The 18,599-nt window shown below is 62.9% G+C and carries 15 protein-coding genes; 5 read left to right on the forward strand and 10 right to left on the reverse strand.

The window, feature by feature from the left end; genetic code table 11:
* The first annotated feature begins 1,081 nt into the window (after nt 1–1,081).
* Nucleotides 1,082–2,938: a serine/threonine-protein kinase gene (locus HALAL_RS17265; protein WP_084471816.1), complete on the forward strand. Its 1,857-nt coding sequence runs from the start codon at nt 1,082–1,084 to the stop codon at nt 2,936–2,938.
* A gap of 121 nt (nt 2,939–3,059) precedes the next feature.
* On the opposite strand, the gene HALAL_RS0102250 is transcribed toward HALAL_RS17265, so the two are convergent.
* Entirely contained in the window at nt 3,060–6,146 is a 3,087-nt protein-coding gene (locus HALAL_RS0102250) for a UPF0182 family membrane protein (RefSeq protein WP_169732389.1), read from the reverse strand.
* A 200-nt stretch (nt 6,147–6,346) separates the two neighbouring features.
* On the reverse strand, nt 6,347–7,327 hold the full coding sequence (locus HALAL_RS0102255; protein ID WP_025272444.1) for a YlbL family protein: 981 nt from the start codon (nt 7,325–7,327) through the stop codon (nt 6,347–6,349).
* A gap of 152 nt (nt 7,328–7,479) precedes the next feature.
* On the opposite strand from HALAL_RS0102255, the gene HALAL_RS0102260 reads away from it, so the two are divergent.
* Entirely contained in the window at nt 7,480–8,703 is a 1,224-nt protein-coding gene (locus tag HALAL_RS0102260) for a zinc-dependent metalloprotease (protein WP_084472064.1), read from the forward strand.
* A 58-nt stretch (nt 8,704–8,761) separates the two neighbouring features.
* Here HALAL_RS0102260 and HALAL_RS0102265 read toward each other — a convergent pair whose 3' ends face one another.
* From HALAL_RS0102265 to HALAL_RS0102275, 4 genes are all read right to left on the reverse strand, one after another.
* Nucleotides 8,762–9,316, reverse strand: a complete 555-nt coding sequence (locus tag HALAL_RS0102265) for a M48 metallopeptidase family protein (protein ID WP_025272445.1) — start codon at nt 9,314–9,316, stop codon at nt 8,762–8,764.
* 285 nt (nt 9,317–9,601) lie between these two features.
* Nucleotides 9,602–9,769, reverse strand: coding sequence for a DUF5679 domain-containing protein (locus HALAL_RS18775; RefSeq protein WP_169732390.1), 168 nt, complete (start codon nt 9,767–9,769; stop codon nt 9,602–9,604).
* A gap of 87 nt (nt 9,770–9,856) precedes the next feature.
* Nucleotides 9,857–10,102: a dihydrofolate reductase family protein gene (locus tag HALAL_RS0102270; protein ID WP_156937561.1), complete on the reverse strand. Its 246-nt coding sequence runs from the start codon at nt 10,100–10,102 to the stop codon at nt 9,857–9,859.
* Nucleotides 10,103–10,106: 4 nt separating this feature from the next.
* Complete coding sequence (locus HALAL_RS0102275; protein WP_025272447.1) at nt 10,107–10,463, reverse strand: hypothetical protein; 357 nt, start codon at nt 10,461–10,463, stop codon at nt 10,107–10,109.
* Nucleotides 10,464–10,642: 179 nt separating this feature from the next.
* Here HALAL_RS0102275 and HALAL_RS0102280 point away from each other — a divergent pair, with 179 nt between their 5' ends.
* Together HALAL_RS0102280 and HALAL_RS0102285 are read left to right on the forward strand one after the other, a co-directional pair.
* Entirely contained in the window at nt 10,643–11,344 is a 702-nt protein-coding gene (locus tag HALAL_RS0102280; protein ID WP_025272448.1) for an ABC transporter ATP-binding protein, read from the forward strand.
* Nucleotides 11,334–12,956: a DUF6297 family protein gene (locus HALAL_RS0102285; RefSeq protein ID WP_025272449.1), complete on the forward strand. Its 1,623-nt coding sequence runs from the start codon at nt 11,334–11,336 to the stop codon at nt 12,954–12,956. The genes HALAL_RS0102280 and HALAL_RS0102285 overlap by 11 nt, the downstream gene beginning before the upstream one ends.
* Nucleotides 12,957–12,991: 35 nt before the next feature.
* Here HALAL_RS0102285 and HALAL_RS0102290 read toward each other — a convergent pair whose 3' ends face one another.
* Complete coding sequence (locus HALAL_RS0102290) at nt 12,992–13,624, reverse strand: NAD(P)-dependent oxidoreductase (protein ID WP_025272450.1); 633 nt, start codon at nt 13,622–13,624, stop codon at nt 12,992–12,994.
* Nucleotides 13,625–13,710: 86 nt separating this feature from the next.
* Between HALAL_RS0102290 and HALAL_RS0102295 the strand changes: the two genes are divergently transcribed.
* Nucleotides 13,711–14,574, forward strand: a complete 864-nt coding sequence (locus HALAL_RS0102295; RefSeq protein ID WP_025272451.1) for a helix-turn-helix domain-containing protein — start codon at nt 13,711–13,713, stop codon at nt 14,572–14,574.
* A 143-nt stretch (nt 14,575–14,717) separates the two neighbouring features.
* Here HALAL_RS0102295 and HALAL_RS0102305 read toward each other — a convergent pair whose 3' ends face one another.
* Genes HALAL_RS0102305 through HALAL_RS0102315 form a run of 3 tightly spaced genes read right to left on the reverse strand, consistent with a single transcriptional unit; the run spans nt 14,718 to nt 18,392 of the window.
* Nucleotides 14,718–15,383, reverse strand: a complete 666-nt coding sequence (locus HALAL_RS0102305) for a response regulator (RefSeq protein ID WP_025272452.1) — start codon at nt 15,381–15,383, stop codon at nt 14,718–14,720.
* Entirely contained in the window at nt 15,380–16,489 is a 1,110-nt protein-coding gene (locus HALAL_RS0102310; protein WP_025272453.1) for a sensor histidine kinase, read from the reverse strand. The genes HALAL_RS0102305 and HALAL_RS0102310 overlap by 4 nt, the downstream gene beginning before the upstream one ends.
* A gap of 28 nt (nt 16,490–16,517) precedes the next feature.
* Nucleotides 16,518–18,392: a serine hydrolase domain-containing protein gene (locus HALAL_RS0102315; protein ID WP_025272454.1), complete on the reverse strand. Its 1,875-nt coding sequence runs from the start codon at nt 18,390–18,392 to the stop codon at nt 16,518–16,520.
* Nucleotides 18,393–18,599: the final 207 nt, after the last annotated feature.

Genomic DNA, 18,599 nt, shown 5'->3' on the forward strand with positions numbered 1-18,599 from the left:
GGGGGCGTACCGGTTGAACGAGGGTACCGCTTCTGGGGGTTAGTAGTCGTGTACGCTCGGGTTGCTGCGCATGACGTGCTAATTTAGCGTCTACCGCCATCTTAACGGCACCTGGCCCGGATTCACCCGCGGCGTCTCTGAGTCGTCCTCAAGTCACCCAGGGCGAAATATTTTCCACTCTATTCGGTTACATGTCTTGCATTCGAATTCTGCATGTGCAATTCTACTATGCGAGGGATTCGATAGAACCCCTCTTAAATGTATCGCCCCCAATCCCTTGGCGATACATCACGGCGCTGCTCAACGACAAATAAATAGCTGGATGAACATATCCGAACACACTATCGACGTGGTGTCGCGACGGGACCGACACCGTCCGGCACCACGTGAAAACTTAAGAGACTGGTCGGCCCCAAGAGACCGCTTGGAAGCGGAATCGGGCAGGGGCCTTCATCGGACGCGACGTCGCGGCACGGGTCATGCGATCCATACCGTGCTCGCAGCACATCGGTGCGACTGAGGACCCCAACCGACCGATCACACATTGAAAGGCACGACGTGGAAAGCCCATTCTCGCTAGACAATCCGCCGCCCGAACAACCCCCCTCCGGAGCACCGGCACCCAGCCTCTGGAGAATTCAAAGGCGCCGTTGGCAGCAGCACACACCCGCTCCCGGACAGCGTGGATCCAAGAATCCGGTATGCGCGCATTGCCATCAGACCTGGCCCTGCCATTCCTGGGCGTGTTGGGACGGCCAGATCGCGGAGGCGTATTTCCACTTCAAAGCCAAACGGAGTGCGCGTCCGTAAAGGGAGCACCGGCAGGACACCGTTATGGTTCGAACCGAAAAATCCCACCGTGGGCGTAGCTCAATACTTCCCGGCTCGTTAAGCAATTCAAGGGTCGTCGTCTGAGCCTTCAGACCACAGGCAGCCAATCCCCTCCGGTGCCGTTGAATATCAAAGCGCGCACCGCTAACGACGATCTGTGCGAGATGAATCGGTGAGCCGTGTGGAATGCACCGGATTCGAGTACGGCACTGTGGACCATACCCGTCCAACGGCCACGAATCCGTAGGTCATGAGCCAGGTCGAGGGCGACGCCCGCAACAACGCGACGCTGGCGAAGGACGTAGGCGACACCGTCCGAGCCCGAGGCCGCGAGGCCCATGAACGATTAAGCGGAGAACGCGCTGGGATGGTCACAAGCCGCAGTATAAAAGTAGGCGATGTCCTCGATAACCGGTACGAGCTGGTCAGCAGGGTGGGTGGCGGCGGTATGGGAGATGTGTGGGAATGTACCGACACGCTTCTCCGACGGAAGGTCGCCGTCAAGATTCTGCTTGCCGACCTCAGCGACGACCGAGGATTTCAAGAACGGTTTCGACGCGAAGCACGGGCCATTGCCGCCCTCAACGGCCCCGGCATTGTGGACGTCTATGACTACGGCGAACTCACCAGTGACGACGGCCGTCTGGCCTACCTGGTCATGGAGTTCATCGAAGGGAATCCGCTGTCCAGAATGCTGGGGCTATGGGGGCGGCTGCCGTACGAGGACACCATGCACATCATGGGCGGAGTCGCACGGGCGCTCGCAGAGGCTCACGACAACGGAATCGTCCATCGCGACATCAAACCGGGAAACATCCTGGTGCGCCAAGGCGGGGACGTGTGCCTGGTGGACTTCGGAATCGCCCGTGACGACACCAATCACACCATGACCACCACCGGGGTCGTCCTGGGCACGGTCACCTATATGTCGCCCGAGCAAGCGGCCGGTGAGAACCTGACACCCGCCTCCGACATCTACTCCCTGGGAGTGGTGGCACACCAATGCCTGTCCGGTTCGCCGCCTTTCAAGGCCGATACCCCGTTGGGAGTTCTCTCCGCACACTTGCGGAATCCGCCACCGCCGCTTCCAATCGACATTCCCGAAAGCGTGGAAGGAGTCATCCGTACCTGTCTCCAGAAGGAGAGGCACAGGAGATGGAGTAGTGCCGCAGAGCTGGCGGCGGCGTGCCAGCACGCCTTGGAAGGCTCGACCCGCGGTTCGACGAGTTCCCTTGGTTCAGTGCCGAACAATGCCGGTGACATGGAATGGGCTCCACCGTCCCCACAGTCCGCGGCCCATCGGTCGGCACCCCACGGTGCGGCACGATCCGACGTGCACGGAATCGATCCGGTCAACAATGTGGACCGGTCGCTACCGGACCGCTCCCCCACAACCCCCATAAGCTCGGGTTGGCCGCTACCCGAACCGAATTCCGGGCAATACGGCGGAAGTACGGTTTATGAAACCACCTCCGCACGCGCGGCCGTTCCCGTCACCCCGCCACCGAGCGGTGAATTCAACGGCCGACGACGTCGCAGAGGACTGTGGTGGTTGTTCTTCGTCGGAGTGATCACGATGTTCTTCACCGCGGGCGCCATTGCGGCGGCGACGACGTGGGAACCGAGTAACTTCCTCAGCTCCGAGCCCTCGCCGTCGATGGAGGTGCCCGGTTCACCCGTAGACAGTGAAAAACAGGGTAATGACGACGACCACGGACACGCCTCGCTGCCCTTGGGAGACGCCGACGACGAGTCCAGTCCCAGCGCCGATACCTCGCCGTCCGACGATCAGCCCGATGAAGACGAACCGTCGGACGACGAGGAGAGCCCGAGCGCAAGTCCCTCGGAATCGGAATCGCCGACCCCGCAGGAGACCCAGGTTCCCAACGTCATCGATGAAAGCCGACAACAGGCTGAGCAGCTGATATCCGATCAAGGACTGAACCCGGAGAGCGATATTCAGGGAGACGGAGACCATCAGTGTCCCGTGGAAGCTCAGCAGCCCTCCGCGGGAACGACCGTCGAGGAAGGCTCGACGGTGACGATCACTCTGCGCGCCGTAGCGGACGAGTCGGAATGCTCAGACGATTCCGGTGGAGAACAGTAACGGGACCTGACAGCACCACCGCTGCCCAACCGGACACAAAAAATGGTGGGGCTACCAAAAACGGTAGCCCCACCATTTAACCGATCACCGGTCGTTCTCCGGCGCGGCGCGACAATCGAGGTTAGGACGCCTCGTCAACGGCCCGGTCGAACTCCTTAAGAGCCTCGTCCAGTTCATTGATCGCGTCGCCCAACGCCGATAGATCACCGGCTTCACTGGCTTCCTTCACCGCCTCGGTGGCGCTGCGAACATCGTCCAGTGCGGCCTGTACCTCGGGGGTGTTCGGCACCTCGCCGCTTGTCGGCGGCTCGGTGGGCTCGTCCGGCTCGTCCGGTTCGGCTTCGGGATCCTCCGGCTCGTCGACGCCCTCTATATCCTCCGGCTCAGCACCCGAGACGTATTGCTCGACCACCTGCTCGATGGCATCGCCGAACTCTTCGGCATACCCGACGTAACCTCCGTAGTAGACCGCCACCTGTCTCAAGAGCGGCAAGGACGTCGCTCCCGCGGACGATTCACGTCTCAGGTACATGGGTTCGTAATAGAGGATTCCGTTACCGACCGGCAAGGCCAGCATGTTCCCCCACTCGACGCTCTGGTTCTGCTGTTCGTACAGCCGCAGATCCGGAGCCACCTGTTGGTTGGACGTAATCGTCTGGTGCACCTGACCTACCGATGGATTGTCACCACCGGTTATTTCGAAGACCTGCAACCGTGGCTCATTGTTCTCGTCGTAATAACCGGTCATGAACGACGACATCGCCGTTTCACGGTTTCTCGGCGTGAAGTTGGATGTGAGTTGGAAATTCTCACTCTCCTGGCCGGGGTACGTCGCGTAGACGTAATAGGCCGGTTGCGTACTCTCCGACGAAGCGGCCGGGTCGTTCGACACCGTCCACATCTCACTGCCTTCGATGAAGGTGCGAGCGTCGTTCACGTGGTAACGCTGCAGGACGTTGCGCTGCACCTTGAACATGTCCGAGGCGTAACGGAAGTGGTCGGCCAGTTCCTGCGGAGTGTCCTCCTTGGGAATCACCATGTCCTCGCCGTAGATCGCGTCCCAGGCCTTGAGGATCGGGTCTTCCTCGTCGAACTCGTAGAGGTCGACGCTACCGTCGTAGGCGTTCACGACCGCCTTGACCGACGACCGCATGTAGTTGACGTCCTCGTTTTCCATCTGGGCCACTCCGTTACCGGAGAAGGTGTCCTGCGTCGCCGCAGCCAGGTTGACCCGGTCGGAATACGGGAAGTTGTCGGACGTGGTGTAACCGTCGATGACCCAGACGATCTCTCCGTCCACCACCGCCGGATAAGGGTCGGTCCCCGCCGTCAAGAACGGGGCCACTTCCTCAACGCGCTCGCGAACGTTGCGCTTGTACAGCAGTTCCGACTCTTCATTGATCCGGTCCGACAGGAGGAAACGCGGCTCCTGGAATTCCCAGGCGTACATCATGCGACGGAACATATTGTCGATCTTGACGCCGCCGCCACCGGCATAGGTGGTACGCACCTCGTCACCGACGATCTCGGTTTCGTCCTCGTCTTCGATCTCGTCCAGTTCGTCCTCGGCCTCATCGGAACTGACGTCCGGAACCGGGCGGTCGAACTCACGCGGATCGTCGCCTTCGGGAACACCGACAATAGCGTAGTCGTTGTTCAGCATTCCGTAGTAGATCTGCGGACGGTCGGTCTTAATATAGTCCTCATTGGACTCGCAACCGCCGCTGTCCACTTCCTCGGTACGCATGATCCCGCTGACGAAGAAGGGGCCGCCTTCACAGATTTCATTGGTGGGCGCCGCGACGAAACCCCAGCCGTGGGTATACACGGTGTGCCGTACGGTCCAGTCCTGCTGTGAATCGGTGTAACGGCTCGGGTCGAGCTCACGCACTCCGACGACCATGTCCTCGGTGACGGTCTCGCCGTCTTCGTTTTCATAGGTGTAACGGTCCACGTCGAGCTTGTCGTTGAAACCGTAGAACCCACGTGGCTGCTGCCGTTGGGTGAAGGTGTCGGCCACGATGGACGGGTCCATTTGTCGGATGTTGTCCACCGTTCCGGTGTCCTCCGCCATGGCTTCGGCATCCGGACGGGAGCTGACCCCGAAGTTGGACATCTCCATGTAATGCGCCGTGAGCTCGTCGGGGACATCATCGCCCTCGTCGACTTCTTCCTCAGCCACCGCCTGCATGTCGAAGCCGTAGCGCGTGCCGTCGATGGTGTGCTGGGCGTATTCGCCTTCCTTCTGCGGCACGTTGGGATCGACCTGGAAGTTGCGCACCACCATGGGGTAAATGCCGCCCGCGGCGATCGCGGTAACCAAAACCAGAGCCAGAGCCGCTCCCGGCAGAAGCAAAGAACGGATGAATCCCCACGAGAACACCACCACGACAAGCGCTGCGATGACCGATACCCAGATCAACGCGTTCTTCGCATTCATCAAGGCCGTGATTTCGGTATAACCACCACCGACGATATCGGTGACGGGATTGTCCTGAGTGGTGAAGTCAAAGCGGTCAAAGTAGTAGGCCACGGCCTTGAGGCCGAGGAACATCGCTACCAGGAGCGACAGGTGAACCCGAGCGGCGGTGCTCATGCGGTCGCCCGCGCCGCTGAAACGCAAACCACCGTACAGGTAGTACATGGCAAAGGCGGCGATCAGCCCGATGACGACGGCGGCGAATCCCACCCCGACCAGGAAATGAATGAACGGCAACTGGAATACGTAGAAGCCGGCGTCCTTGTCCATAATCGGGTCGGTCCAGCCGAAGGTACCGCCTTCCTTGAACAGAAGCCAGTCCTGCCAGCGGCCCTGAGCGTTCATACCGGCGAAGATGCCGACGATGACACCGGCCCCAACGATCCACCAGGCGATCTTAGGAGAGATGAGCTCCCGATATTGCCGCATGTTGTCGGATGCGGCGCTGGCCATCCAGGTGTCTGGTTTGAATCGCCAGGCGAGATAGAGATTCAGTGCGGTCCAACCACCAAGTACAACCATCCCGGCGAGAAACAGCCCCAGACGGTTCCACAACATGGTCGAAAAGACATTCGAGTACCCCACCGAGTCGTACCAGAGATAGTCGGTCCGCAGACTCACCAGCCAACCCAGTGATGACAGTAGAACGATAGCCGCTACCAGGAATATCAATACATAGCGGCCTCTGCGACTTATTCGCGGTGGAGTGGGCGTCCGATTGTTCGCCACAATCTACAGCTCCTTTACTTACTGGTTTCCGGGAAAGCCGTCCCAAGACCACTCGCACTCACAGGTCGGGATGTTCGAATCGCAAACATTGACGTCAGCCCAGTCAAGGGTCTTTTCCGGCTTCGTGGACAAAAATACTAGGGATCTAGTGACACGTCATGGAACGGGGTGCCTTGTCTTTGACGATACTGAAATAAGGTTCAACACGTCTGTGGCAATTCCTCCCCGTTCGCATACGCTTCCAAGGCCTCTACCGCATCGGACAAGGTGTTCACCTTGGCCAGTTCCACGTTCGTGCCTTCAGCGGCGGGCTTCGCGTCATCGCAATTGTCAGCCGGGGTAAGGAAAAGCCCGATATCGTTCTCCTCCACGGCCTTAACCTTCTGCTGTACTCCCCCAATGGGTCCGACCTCACCGTTCGCATCGATCGTTCCCGTCCCGGCAATGGAGAAACCACCGGTCAAGTCTTCAGGCATTATACGGTCCAATATGCCCAGTGTGAACATCAATCCGGCCGACGGGCCGCCGATTTCCAGGGCCTCGGCATCGATGTCGATATTGTACGGGTCGGCATGGTCGAACTCGAGTTCAACGGCCCCAGGATCAACGTCGGTGACGGTCTCTTCCTCTCCGTCGCGTTCGACGGTGAATTCATGGTCATCGCCGGCCAACTCTTCCACCTCAGCAGCCGTAGCGATCTCGTCTCCATCGACCTCCCGAAGAACGTCACCTTCGCGCAGCGGGTCCGCGTCGTCCACTACTGTGACGGTCAAAGGTTGCCCCAGGTACTTCAAGGCGGCCTGTTCGGCGTGACTCTGGCTGGTTGCCCAGTCCTTTTCCTGCTCCTCGACGATTTCATCCCTACTCTTGCCCGGAGCGTAGACCAACTCACGCGGCACCACGGCGGCGTCGTCGGACATCCAGAGCTGAAGCGCGTCAATCACGGTCACTTTCTGCCGCACCGAAACGGTCGTTAGACGCAGCTCACCCGAGGTGGGTTGTTCCTCATCCACGGATATGATCTGGTGGTCCACACCTTCCTCATCCTCTGCCGTGCCCAAAACATCAACCGTTTGACCCGGACTCATCGCCACATAGGCGACATCCATGCCCAATACCTGCCAGGTAAAAACCGCGACCAATACGGCCCCGAATGCGACGGTGATTCCGCGACGTTTCATACCGTGAAGCCTACCGGTCAGCCATCACATGGTGTATCGCGGGAAGCGTAATTTTGGTACGCACAATGCTTTGGAAAAACCCGCCCTACTTGGCGTAGGGTTGGAATATGAACTCCGATATTCCATTTGGCTTCGGAAATTTGGGCGGCAATATGCCCGACCCAAACGACCCACGAGTGCAGCAGATGATGCAACAGCTGCAGCAAATGATGGCGCAGTCCATGTCGCAGGGCCCGGTCAACTGGGACCTCGCCAAGCAACTTGCGGAATCCGAACTTCCGTCCGAAAACACCGTCGGCCCCGTCCAACAGCAGGAAGTGACTGACGCGGTGCGACTGGCGGACTTGTGGTTGGACGGCTCCACCGCCTGGGCAACCGGAGTGACTTCCACTGACGCCTGGTCACGGAAACAGTGGATCGCTCGGACCGAGGAATCGTGGAAACAACTGGCCGAACCGCTTGCCGAACAGATGTCGGGAGCGATGGGAAGTCTGGTTCCCGAAGACATGACCGACATGCTCGGACCGATGGCCAATATGATGAAGGGTATCGGTTCAGCCCTGTTCGGAGCGCAGATGGGACAAGCCTTGTCTGCGCTCGCCCGCGAGGTCATGTCCTCCACCGAGGTGGGACTTCCTTTGGGTAAGACGGGTGGAGCGGCACTCCTACCCGCCAATATCGAAGAATATGCCAGGGGTTTGGAACTACCGGTTGACGAGGTTCGACTGTTCGTCGCACTGCGGGAAGCCGCCACGCACCGCCTCTTCACCCACGCAACTTGGCTACGTGGGCACCTGCTGAGCTTGATCGAAGCCTATGCTCGGGAGATTCATATTGACGAGTCGGCGATCGAAGAGGCGATGAGCGACGTCGACCCTTCCGATCCCGCCAGTGCACAGTCACTCGATTTGAACTCGGTTTTCAAGGCTTCGGACACCGAACAGCAGAAGGCGGCACTCAAACGTCTCGAGACGGTCATTGCCCTGATCACCGGATGGGTCAATATGGTCGTATCGGAAGCCGCCGGGGACCGCCTCCCCACCATGGATCAACTTCTAGAGTCCGCCCGACGCCGCCGTGCCAGTGGCGGTCCGACCGAACGCACCTTTGAGGCGCTCGTAGGACTGCAGCTCGAACCCGCCAAGGTGAGGGCGGCAACGCAACTGTGGGAGACCCTCGCAGAGCATCGTGGCATTGAGGGACGTGAACAGGTCTGGGCGCACCCGGACCTCATGCCGACCGCGGAAGATTTGGACAATCCAGACTCGTTCGTCGCCATATCCGACGCCATGGGCGAATTGGACGCCTCCATGTTCGACGAATTGGCGGGCAACGACCCGAACAAGAACACCGATGACGACGGAGGCAAGAGCTAGGGAACTCGCAGGACCGGGTGGAGTTCGTACCGGTCCGGTTCTCCCTACCCGTATACGGCTAAACGGGGAGTTCACCGGCTTCCAGGGCTTCGCGCGTCTGTTCCATGTCCGCGACCGCTTCCAAATAGCCTTTAGCGCGATCGGCTTTCGGATAACGGGAGACCAGGCGCCAAAAATCGGAGGAATGGTTAGCGTGCACCAAGTGAGCCAACTCGTGCAGTAGAACGTAATCGATGACCCAGCTCGGCATCATGATGATGCGATTGGTGATACGGATCGTACCGGCTTCGGGAGTGCACGAACCCCAGCGCGTATTTTGGTTGTCCACCCACCTCACGCTGCGAATCAGGTACTCAAGATGGAATTCGGGGTAGTAACGTTCGGCCAAGCGGACGGCCCGCTCGTGGAGTGCTGAATCGCCGGTGCGGCCGTCACGTTCATTGCGTTTATGAAGACGGGTCACCATATGATCGACCCATTCACGTTCTTCGGACGGACTGAAGCGGTCGGGGATCATAACCACTACTCGTCCTTGTTCTTCATATGCGGCCACCGTCTTTTTCCGTCGGCGGCTGCGCTTGACTTCAATGTCCGGGAGTACTTTCCGCGCCATAATCGCACTTTAGTCGATGGCGCCGACATTTGCATACCACAAACGTCTCGTATGTAGGGCTTATCGGGGATTTGCCCGAAAAAAAATTTTGAAGTTCTCAGATGGTGAGAGCGCAAGTCTTATCGCAGGTCACAATCCTACATTAAGTGACAATACCGATACACCTACGCGATGGCAGTGCCTCACGAACCTGGCCGTGAGACACCACCGAGCCCGCCCAAGATCCCGTCACGATCTACAAGGAGGCTTCTCCACGGCCCCAGCTAGCGCCGGATGCGTCCGGAACTACGATGCGGCCTTCCCCAGAATCCGGTTCATCTTGGTTCCACAGCGTGGGCAAAGGCCCTTGGCCATGCGACGTCCCGAATCCGAAACGACCACTTCGCCCTCGAAGTCCCGTTTATCCCGACACTTCACGCAGTAGCCATTGTAGACTTCTGTAGCTTGAGACACAATTACCCCCTTGTAACTTCGGTCAGACAGTGACCGTACGTGACTAGAATGCCATAGGTAGGGATACAGCGATGTGCGCTCGAAAAATTACGTACCCGGTCTCCGGCCGTCTCCGAAACGAGTGCCAAGCACCGAAGGAAGCGCACAAAAGCCAGAGCCGGTTAATTCTCCCGGAACACCTCGGTCAACACCCATGCAGATCGCGCCGACGCCGGCGAAGAACTCGTTGACCCTGTCGAGGGCTCCCCCGCCATGGTCGACCGCGAGGAGCCAGTCGATCGAATACTCGTTGTCGGCGATGAACCCGTCTATGCTCGCCGCCGTCGTGTACACGGTTCTACTCATCCGACCTCGAACCACGCACCGCCGACACCTTCCTACGACCAGCCTCGGCGAACCGGAGCCTCGGAGCCGGGATGCCTTCGGGCAGTGCGGGGTTGAGGACCGCCTCCCGTCGGCAGCAGTCGAGCACATAGGGCATGTCGGCCTGGCCGACCTTCACGAAGAACGTGCGTCGCAGCCCTGTCACCAGTCCGGCAAGGCCGGCGGTGGCTTCACCGCCGGATCGGCTCACCGCCACCGGTTCGCCACCGATCTCGCGGCGTACGACGTCCTTGGCCGCTCTCGGCAGCTCGTTCCAGTAGCGCCGTTCGGCGGTGGCGTCGTAGGGGACCGGAGCTTCCAGGTCGGTCATCTCTCCTCCTCGGTGGCCGGTCGGCGGGGACTCCGTCATCGAGGCGGCGGAGCATGGACAGCATTCTATGGAATCCTGCAGTCCCACGAGATTCCATTTCTATCGACCGTGGTGGCGCACACCCGTTTTACCCGTTACCCACGAGGGTGACCGAAGCATTGCGATATATTCGATCCGTGATGGCAGAAACGGAACCCCCGTCCGAACCTTCCCTGCTGGAAGCGGTCGACGTCTCCCACTCCTACGGCGACGCACCGATCCTCCACTCCGTGGGCTTCCAGGTGCGCCCCGGCCGATGCGTCGCCCTGACCGGCGACAACGGTTCGGGAAAGTCGACCCTGCTGCGCCTAGCGGCGGGCCGCGAGCACCCCACCTCCGGTGCGATCCTCTTCCGCGGTTCCCGCATGAACGGCGACCGCGCCTCCACGCGCGCGGCGATCGCCTCGGTGATGGACGCCGGCGTCTTCTACCCGGACTTGACCATGCGCGAGCACCTCATGCTGGTCGCCTTGGCCCACGGACTCGCCGGAGAGGCGGACGAGGCGGTGGACGAGGCGATGGCCGTGCACCGGATCGCGGACAAGGCCGACCTGCCGGGCACCGCCCTCTCCTCCGGGCAGCGACAGCAGATGCTGTTGGCCGCCGCCTCGGTGCGCCCCTGTGAGCTGCTGATCCTGGACGAGCCCGAGCAACGTCTGGATACCGGTGCCCGAGAAGAATTGTCCGAGCGCCTGACCCGGTTCAAGGAGAGCGGCAAGGCGATCCTCCTCGCAACGCACTGGAGTCGACTGGTGGAGGACGTGGCCGACGACGAGGTGCACCTGGTCGACGGTGTGGTCATGGACGTCGAGGACGGGCGGGATCGCGACTTTGTCCGCTGAAGCCACCGCCGCGAACACCTCCGACGTCCTGTCGTTCCTGCGGGAGGTCCGTGCCGAGCGCCGTGCCGAGAAACGCAAGAGCGCGATGTTCGCGCTGTACGTCCTGGCCCTGGTCGGTGCCGTCTGGGGTGTGCCGCTGCTGCGCGGGGCTTTGCGGATCGGGTCGGAGATCGGCCTAGGCGTGCATTCCCAGGTCCTCGTGGACGCCCTGCCGCTCTGGTCTCCGGCGCTGCTGGCCTTGGCCACCTTGCTCATCGCGCGGACCGGCGCGTGGCGCGGCCCCGTCGTCCTGGACGGGGCGAGCGTGGCCTGGATTCTGCCGCAGCCGCTCTCGCGCGGGCCTTTCCTGGTTCCCCGGTTCGTCGCCTCCGCAGGCGTCAGCGCTCTTCTCGGGACACTGTTGGGAATCGCGGGCGGTTATCTGATCGCAGCGGACTCCTCGATCTCCGTTCTGCTCGTGGCCGGTGCCGGCGCGTGGGCCGGTCTCGGAACGGCGCTCGCGGGTACGGCACTGAGCGCGTTCTGGGTGCGATTCGCGGACTTCCCCACCCTCCGCCGGATGGCCCTGCTCTGGTCCGCGGTCGCCGCCATGGGGGCCTTGCCGTTCGCCGCCCTGCTTGGGAGTCTGCCGCCATGGGTGTCCACCGTCTCAACCTGGTTGACTCCCTGGGGCTGGGCCTCTCAACCTCTCACCGCCGCCGCGACGGGCGGGGCGCCGTTGTGGCCTGTGGCCATGGGGCTGTGGACCGTCACCGTCGCGGCGGTCATCCTGATCGCAGTGCGCCTCGTTCCCGGCATCCCTCAGGAGACGTTGCGTTTGCGGGCCACTCTGGCCGAGAGTCTGAACGCGTCGATCTTCGCGATGGATCTGCGTCGCGCCCGCTCGTCCATGCGGGCTTCGCGGCGCGACGGCCTGCATTCGTCGCGGTGGCCGGCTCCGCCGCGTTCGCGTTGGCTCGTGGTGCCCTGGCGGGATCTGGTCGCCCTGCTGCGTGCGCCGGGTCGGCTCGTCTGGGGTTCGGTCTGGTGCGCGGTGAGCATCGCCGTTTCGGCACTCGCGCCGACCCGCTCGGGATACGGCCCTTTGATCCTGGCCTTCGTCGGCGTCTGCCTCCTGTACCTGGCCGCCTCCCAGCTCGTCGAGCCCGCACGTCTCGACGGCGATGACATGCGGCGCAGCGGGTTCCTGCCCTACAGTTCCGGTTCGCTCGCCCTGCGGCACGGCATCGTGCCGTTGTGCTTGCTTTTCGCTCTGTGGGTTCTCGGCGGTGCCGCGGCCATAGCACTCGGAATGGCGGCTCCGGGACTACTCGTCCTATTGACGGCTCTGCCCGGTGTCGTGGGCACCGCCCTCGTCAGCGCCTACCGCGGGCAGCCGTCCTTCGACCTACTGGTCGGGGCGGAGACGGCCATGGGCAATACCGGCCCCATGCAGGCGGCCTTCTGGTATCTGCGTGGGCCGTTGACATTGGCGCTCTTCATCGTCCCCCCGGTGGCCGTCGCCAACGCGCTGGGGTCCGTGGGCCCGTACTCCACGGCGTGGGTGCTCGGCGTCGACGCTCTCCTGCTGTTCTGGGCGTGGTGGACGGCGCGGAAGCTCTACCGGAGCTGACCGGGGGCGCCGTCGCCGGCGCCCCCGTCGGCGTCCTAATGGCCGGTGGAGAAGCGCTCCCTGTGGTGGGCCTTCTTCTCCGCTTCGTCGACGACCGCGACGGCGAAGTCCTCCGCGGAGATCTCGCTGGAGCCGTCGTCCTTGACGACCAGCTCGTCGGTGCCGGTGCGGTAACGTCCGGTGCGCTCGCCGGGCGCGATGAGGCTGGCCGGGGCGATGTAGACCCAGTCCGGACGGTCGACGCCCTCAAGCCAGCGGTACAGGTCGAGGCTGGCGAGGGCCTCGTTCTTGTAGGCGTCGGGGAAGCCCGGCTGGTCCACGTTCAGTTCGCCCGGGGCGACCTCCAGGCCGCCCGCACCGCCGACGACGAGGAGCCGTTCCACTCCTTCGTTCGCGACCGCTTCGGTGATGTTCTGGAACAGCTCCAGGTACTCGGCGCGGTGCTCCCCGCCGTCGCGGGTCGGCGGCACCGAGACGACGACGGTGTCGTAGCCCTTCACGACCTCGGCGAGCTTCGCCTTGTCACTGACGTCCGCCGCGATGCCCGCGACACCTTCCGGGGCGTTGCCGCTCCTCGATACTCCCGCGACGTCGTGTCCGCGCTCCACCGCCTCCGTCGCGATTCGCGATCCGGCCATTCCCGTCGCACCGATCACCAGCATCTTCATCTCGGTCCTCCTATTATCGTTTTCGACCTTCGAGGACTACCCTAGGTCCCACGACCCTCCTCAACGAGATTATTTCAGGACTTGCCATGGTCAAAACACGACAGATCCCGGAGCTGCAGTTCTGCGGATCGCCCGACGCCGTGCCCGGGTTCGAGGTGCTCTCCCTCGCCGAGCTGCGCTTGCGCGCCGACCCCGCCCACTTCCGGGAGATCCGCCGGACGTCGTTCCACACGATCCTGACCCTGGACTCCGGGGCGCTGCCCCTCACCGTCGACTTCGCCGACCAAGTCCTCACACCGTCCGGGACGGCGTGGATCCGGGCCGGCCAGGTCCAGCAGTGGGGCGACATCACCGGGCTCGACGGCCTCGTCCTGCTCTTCGAGGAGGGGTTCCTCCCACCCGCCGCGCATTCCCTCGCGCGGTCGACCGATCCGCACATGCCCGTCGTCCGGCCCCTGCCCGAGCCCCACCGCTCGCACCTCCGGGACGCCGCGTCGCGCCTGCTGGACCAGTACGCACTGACCGCCACGTTCGCCCCCGAGGTACGGGTCCGCATCCTCACCGACGCCGTGTCGGCCTACCTCCTCCACCTGACCGCCGTGTCCGCGCCCGCCGACCTGCCCCGGCCCTGCGACGTCTTCCTCGCCTTCGACGCCGCCGTAGAACGGGATTTCGCCCGAACCCGCCGGCTCGAGGACTACGCGAAGAGCCTGTCCTACTCCACTCGCACCCTTTCGCGCGCCACCACTTCCATGACCGGCCTGAGCGCCAAGGAGTTCATCGACCGCCGCGTCGCCCTCGAGGCGCGCCGGCTTCTGGCGCACTCGGATCAGACGGCCGCCGCCATCGCCTCCCGGCTGGGTTTCTCCAGCCCCACGAACTTCTCCAAATTCTTTGCCAAGCACACCGGGAAGACCCCGTTGGCGTTCCGCACCTCCCAGTCAGGCTGACCGCTACTCCAGATCCACGGTGAGTGCCTCGCCCGTCCACAGCCCCATCATCAGCTCTGCGTGCATGAGCATGTACACCAATCGCAGCTTAACCGGTTCTTCAAAGCCCTTGTCCGCCAAAATCTGCGCGCATTCGTCCCTCGTCAGGTGCCGGCCGGTCCGCCCGGCACTACCAGTCCCGATTCGTACGCCGCGATGACGGCCTGGGTCCTGTCCCTCAGCCCCAGTTTGAAAAGCAGCTTGGACACGTGGGTCTTGACCGTGTGCGCGCTGACGTGCTCCGCCTCAGCGATCTCCGTGTTGGACAAGCCGCGTGCGATCAGGACGAGCATCTCCCGTTCCCTGCTGGTGAGTTCCGGCAGCGCCCGCGTGTTGCCTCTCCTCGCGCGTCTGGTCACCGCATCAGTGACGAGTCGGCGGGTCACGCTGGGCGCCAAGAGTGCCTCCCCTGCCGCCACCACTCGCACCGCGTGCGACAAGTCGTCACGGCGGGCGTCTTTCAGCAGGAATCCGGCCGCCCCCGCTTCCAGCGAGCGGTAGACGAAGTCGTCGTCGTCGAATGTCGTCAACATGATCGCACGGGTGTCCGGCCGGTCCGCCAGCCTCTTGAGCACCTCGATGCCGTCCAGTTCCGGCATGCGTATGTCCAGCAACACCACGTCGGGACTGAGTTCTCGCACCAGTTCCAGCGCCCGGACTCCGTTCTCGGCCTCCCCGACGACCTCCATGTCCTCCTGGGAGTCGATGATCAAGGAGAAACCGGATCGCATCAGCTCCTGGTCGTCCACGACGAGAACCCTGACCGTCATGACGGTTCCCCAATCTCTGCCGTGACCGAGAAACCGCCGTGCGACGCGACGCGGAACTCGCCACCCCCAGACTCCACCCGATCTCTCAGATTGCGCAACCCATTGCCCTCCACGACCTTCTCTGCACCGCCATTGTCGTCTACGGACACTGTCACCCGGCGTCCGGCCACCCTCACCGCCACCTCGGCGACCGATCCCTCTGAGTGCCGCAGGAAATTCGTCAGCGCCTCCTGGACTACTCGGTGTGCCACCGCTCCCGCCTGCGCTGACACCACACCGTCCTCGAACACCACGAGCCTCGCCTCCTTCGCGCCGGCCTCATGGGCACTCTTCACCAAGTTCGGAATGTCCACCAATCCCGGAAGTTCCCCGGATTGCCACAGGTTCACCAGCGACCGCACCTGATCCATCGCCGTCCGTCCCGTGTCCGCTATCGCGTCGAACGCCGCCACAGCCCTCGCCGGATTATTCTCCACCGCAAGGGGGCCGGACTCCGCCTGCACGACCATCAGACTGACCGTATGACCCAGTATGTCGTGCATGTCGCGGGCGATGCGCTCGCGCTCCCTCACAGCCGCCCGCCCGGCCTCCCTCTTCCGCTCCTCACGTTCCCTCTCGGTGAGCTCTCGCCTTCCCGCGACCGCCCTGCCCAGGAACCATACCGCCACGAGCAGCAGTATCGAGCGCGACGCCGTCTCCAGGCTCGGCTGGTGGAGGACCACATCGACGACCTGGATCAGCATCGCCGCCACCAGGATCGCCAGGCCCCCTCGTCGGACCGCGGCCCTCCTGTCCTCCGCCACCGAGTACAGCGCGACCAACACCCCGTAGGCGATCGGCTGCGGTGCGGTGTCCGGGTCCGGGATGAGATACAGGCCCGACCCCAGGAGGACCAATGAAAGTACCACCAGCGGATATCGGCGGCGCCAGTACAGCGGTACCGAAATGAGCAATACGGGAAGGTACTGCGCCGGCGTCCAACCGGCCTCCGGTGCCGCCGTCCTCGTCGTCACCAGGAACGGCAGGGCGTGGGCAATGAGCACCGCCAGGACCGTCCCGGCGTCCACCGCCCACTCAGGCGGTCGTCCAAACCTCTTGTCCGACATGCTCTTCTCCATCCCTGCCGACGATCCCCTACGTGAACGGCGGGCCCACAATGTTGTACTCCAAGCAGAACGCCGTGAACGACAACGCTCCCAGCGTAGCCGCGATATAGAACATCCTCCCGGCCAGTGGCCCCCGCTTCCTGACCAGGCCCCGAACCGCCAGGACTACCTGCACCACGGTCACCGGCACCGTCAGGCTCGCCAGTGCCAGGGCCGTTATCAGGACCGGATCGGCCGTCACCAGCGCGACCAAGAAGGCGAACTTGCCCTCTGCAAGCACCACCGCCATGATGATCGCGAATCCCAACGCCAGCAAAGCGTTCACACCGGCCACAGCCCATTCCAATGACAACTTCCCCCTCACCAGCGCCACCGTCGCGCCGACGAAGACCCCCGCCGCCGCGATCAAAGCGGCTACGACCAGCACTCGGTACAGGGCAGGATGGTGGAGCCAGGAGACCTTGTCATGGACGGCCAGTCCCCCGTCCAGTGCGAACGAGTCCCCGTCGGTGAAGACGAGCTCCCGGAACGTACCTTCCTGCCCGTACCGGCCGTCTCCGAGCGGCGTCCACTCCACGGTCTCGCCGAACAGGCCCTCGGTGACGATCCGCCCGTCGCTCAGCGACTCGACGTGCACGGGGCCGTCCAGGAACGCCCGTATCCTTGTGAACCCGTTCTCGCTTGTCCGGCTGTTGAGATAGTAGCCCTCGTACTGCGATGAATCCGTACCCTCCACCGCTTCCAAGGTCGGTGGCTCCAACGCGGGAAGGTGCTCGGTAACGATCTCTTCCAGCAGGTCGGAAGGGCCAATCCCGCCGCCCTCCTCGCTTTCCGCGTTCGACGCGATATGGAATCCCAGGTCCAATTCCGGGATGATCGCCATGCCGGTGTGGGAACCGGGCACGTCGCCGCTCTTGTACCACACGTCATGGCCTTCCACCGATCTCTGCTCCCAGCCGAAACCCATGCCCCTCAGCCCAGGGGCACTGGCGGCCTGGCGCGTGAGCATCTGCTCCGCCACACCCTCTCCCAGCCGTTCGTCCCGCGCCATCATGGCCGCCAGGTACACCGCCATGTCATCGCCCGAGGCCACCGGGCCCATGCCCGCCGGCGCCTGAACCCCGTACCGGGCTCCCGTGGGACGCAGCCCCTCCCGGCCCCGAATGTAGCCCGTGGCGATGTTCGACTCCGTCTCCTCGTCATACGGGACCTTCACCGACGAATCCGCCATCCCCAGCGGTTCGAAGACGTTCTCCCGCACGTACTGCTCGTACGGCACCCCCGTCACACACTCGACGATGTATGCCGCCAGCATGAACCCGTAATTGTCGTAGGACACGGACTCACCGGGCGGGCGGATCCTCTCCGGCTGCGTGTCCTCCACCGCCTCAGCCAGAGGTGGAATCGGGCCCGACTCCACCGCGGAACCGATGAAATGGTCGTCGTCGAAACCTCCCGTATGCGTCAACAGGTTCTGCACTGTGACGGGCCTCCCCGGATACGTGTCCTCAATCGAGAACCCCTTCAAGTACTCGTTCACGTCCGCATCCAGGTCGACCCGGCCGGCTTCCACCAGTTGAAGGACCGCCTGCGCCGTGAACAGTTTCGCTTCCGACCCTAGCGAGAAGCGCGTCGTGGCGGCGTCGACCTCGTCCCCACTGTCCATATCAGCCAGGCCGAACCCCTCCGACTCCAGCACGCCCTCGCTCGAGACCAGCGACGCCGCCACGCCAGGCACGTCCCTCGCCTCCATCTCCCTCTCCACGAAGGACCGTACCGTCTCCCAGACCCCGTCCGCTTCATCCGCCTGCGCCGAAGCCGGTACGACCAACGCTGTCATCGACGCCGCGACCGCCAAGGCGCCCATCAGTTTCTTAAAGAAACCCCTGTGATTTCCGAACATGACTCAATGCTCGGTCTCGGCGATCTCCCCCGCATCGCCCCGTGTGCTGATTTCCCACATCGCCCATGAGGACTACGACCTCCATCACACCGTCGGTCACGCAGCGAACCAGAATCCACCTTGGTTCTGTCAATTCCGAACTCTCTGATCGTGAGACAAATCCACCGAATCAGACAATCTCTCACCTGCACAAGGAGCTCGTCTTCG

It is taken from the genome of Haloglycomyces albus DSM 45210 (genome assembly GCF_000527155.1).
In the GTDB taxonomy this organism is placed as follows: Bacteria; Actinomycetota; Actinomycetes; order Mycobacteriales; family Micromonosporaceae; genus Haloglycomyces; species Haloglycomyces albus.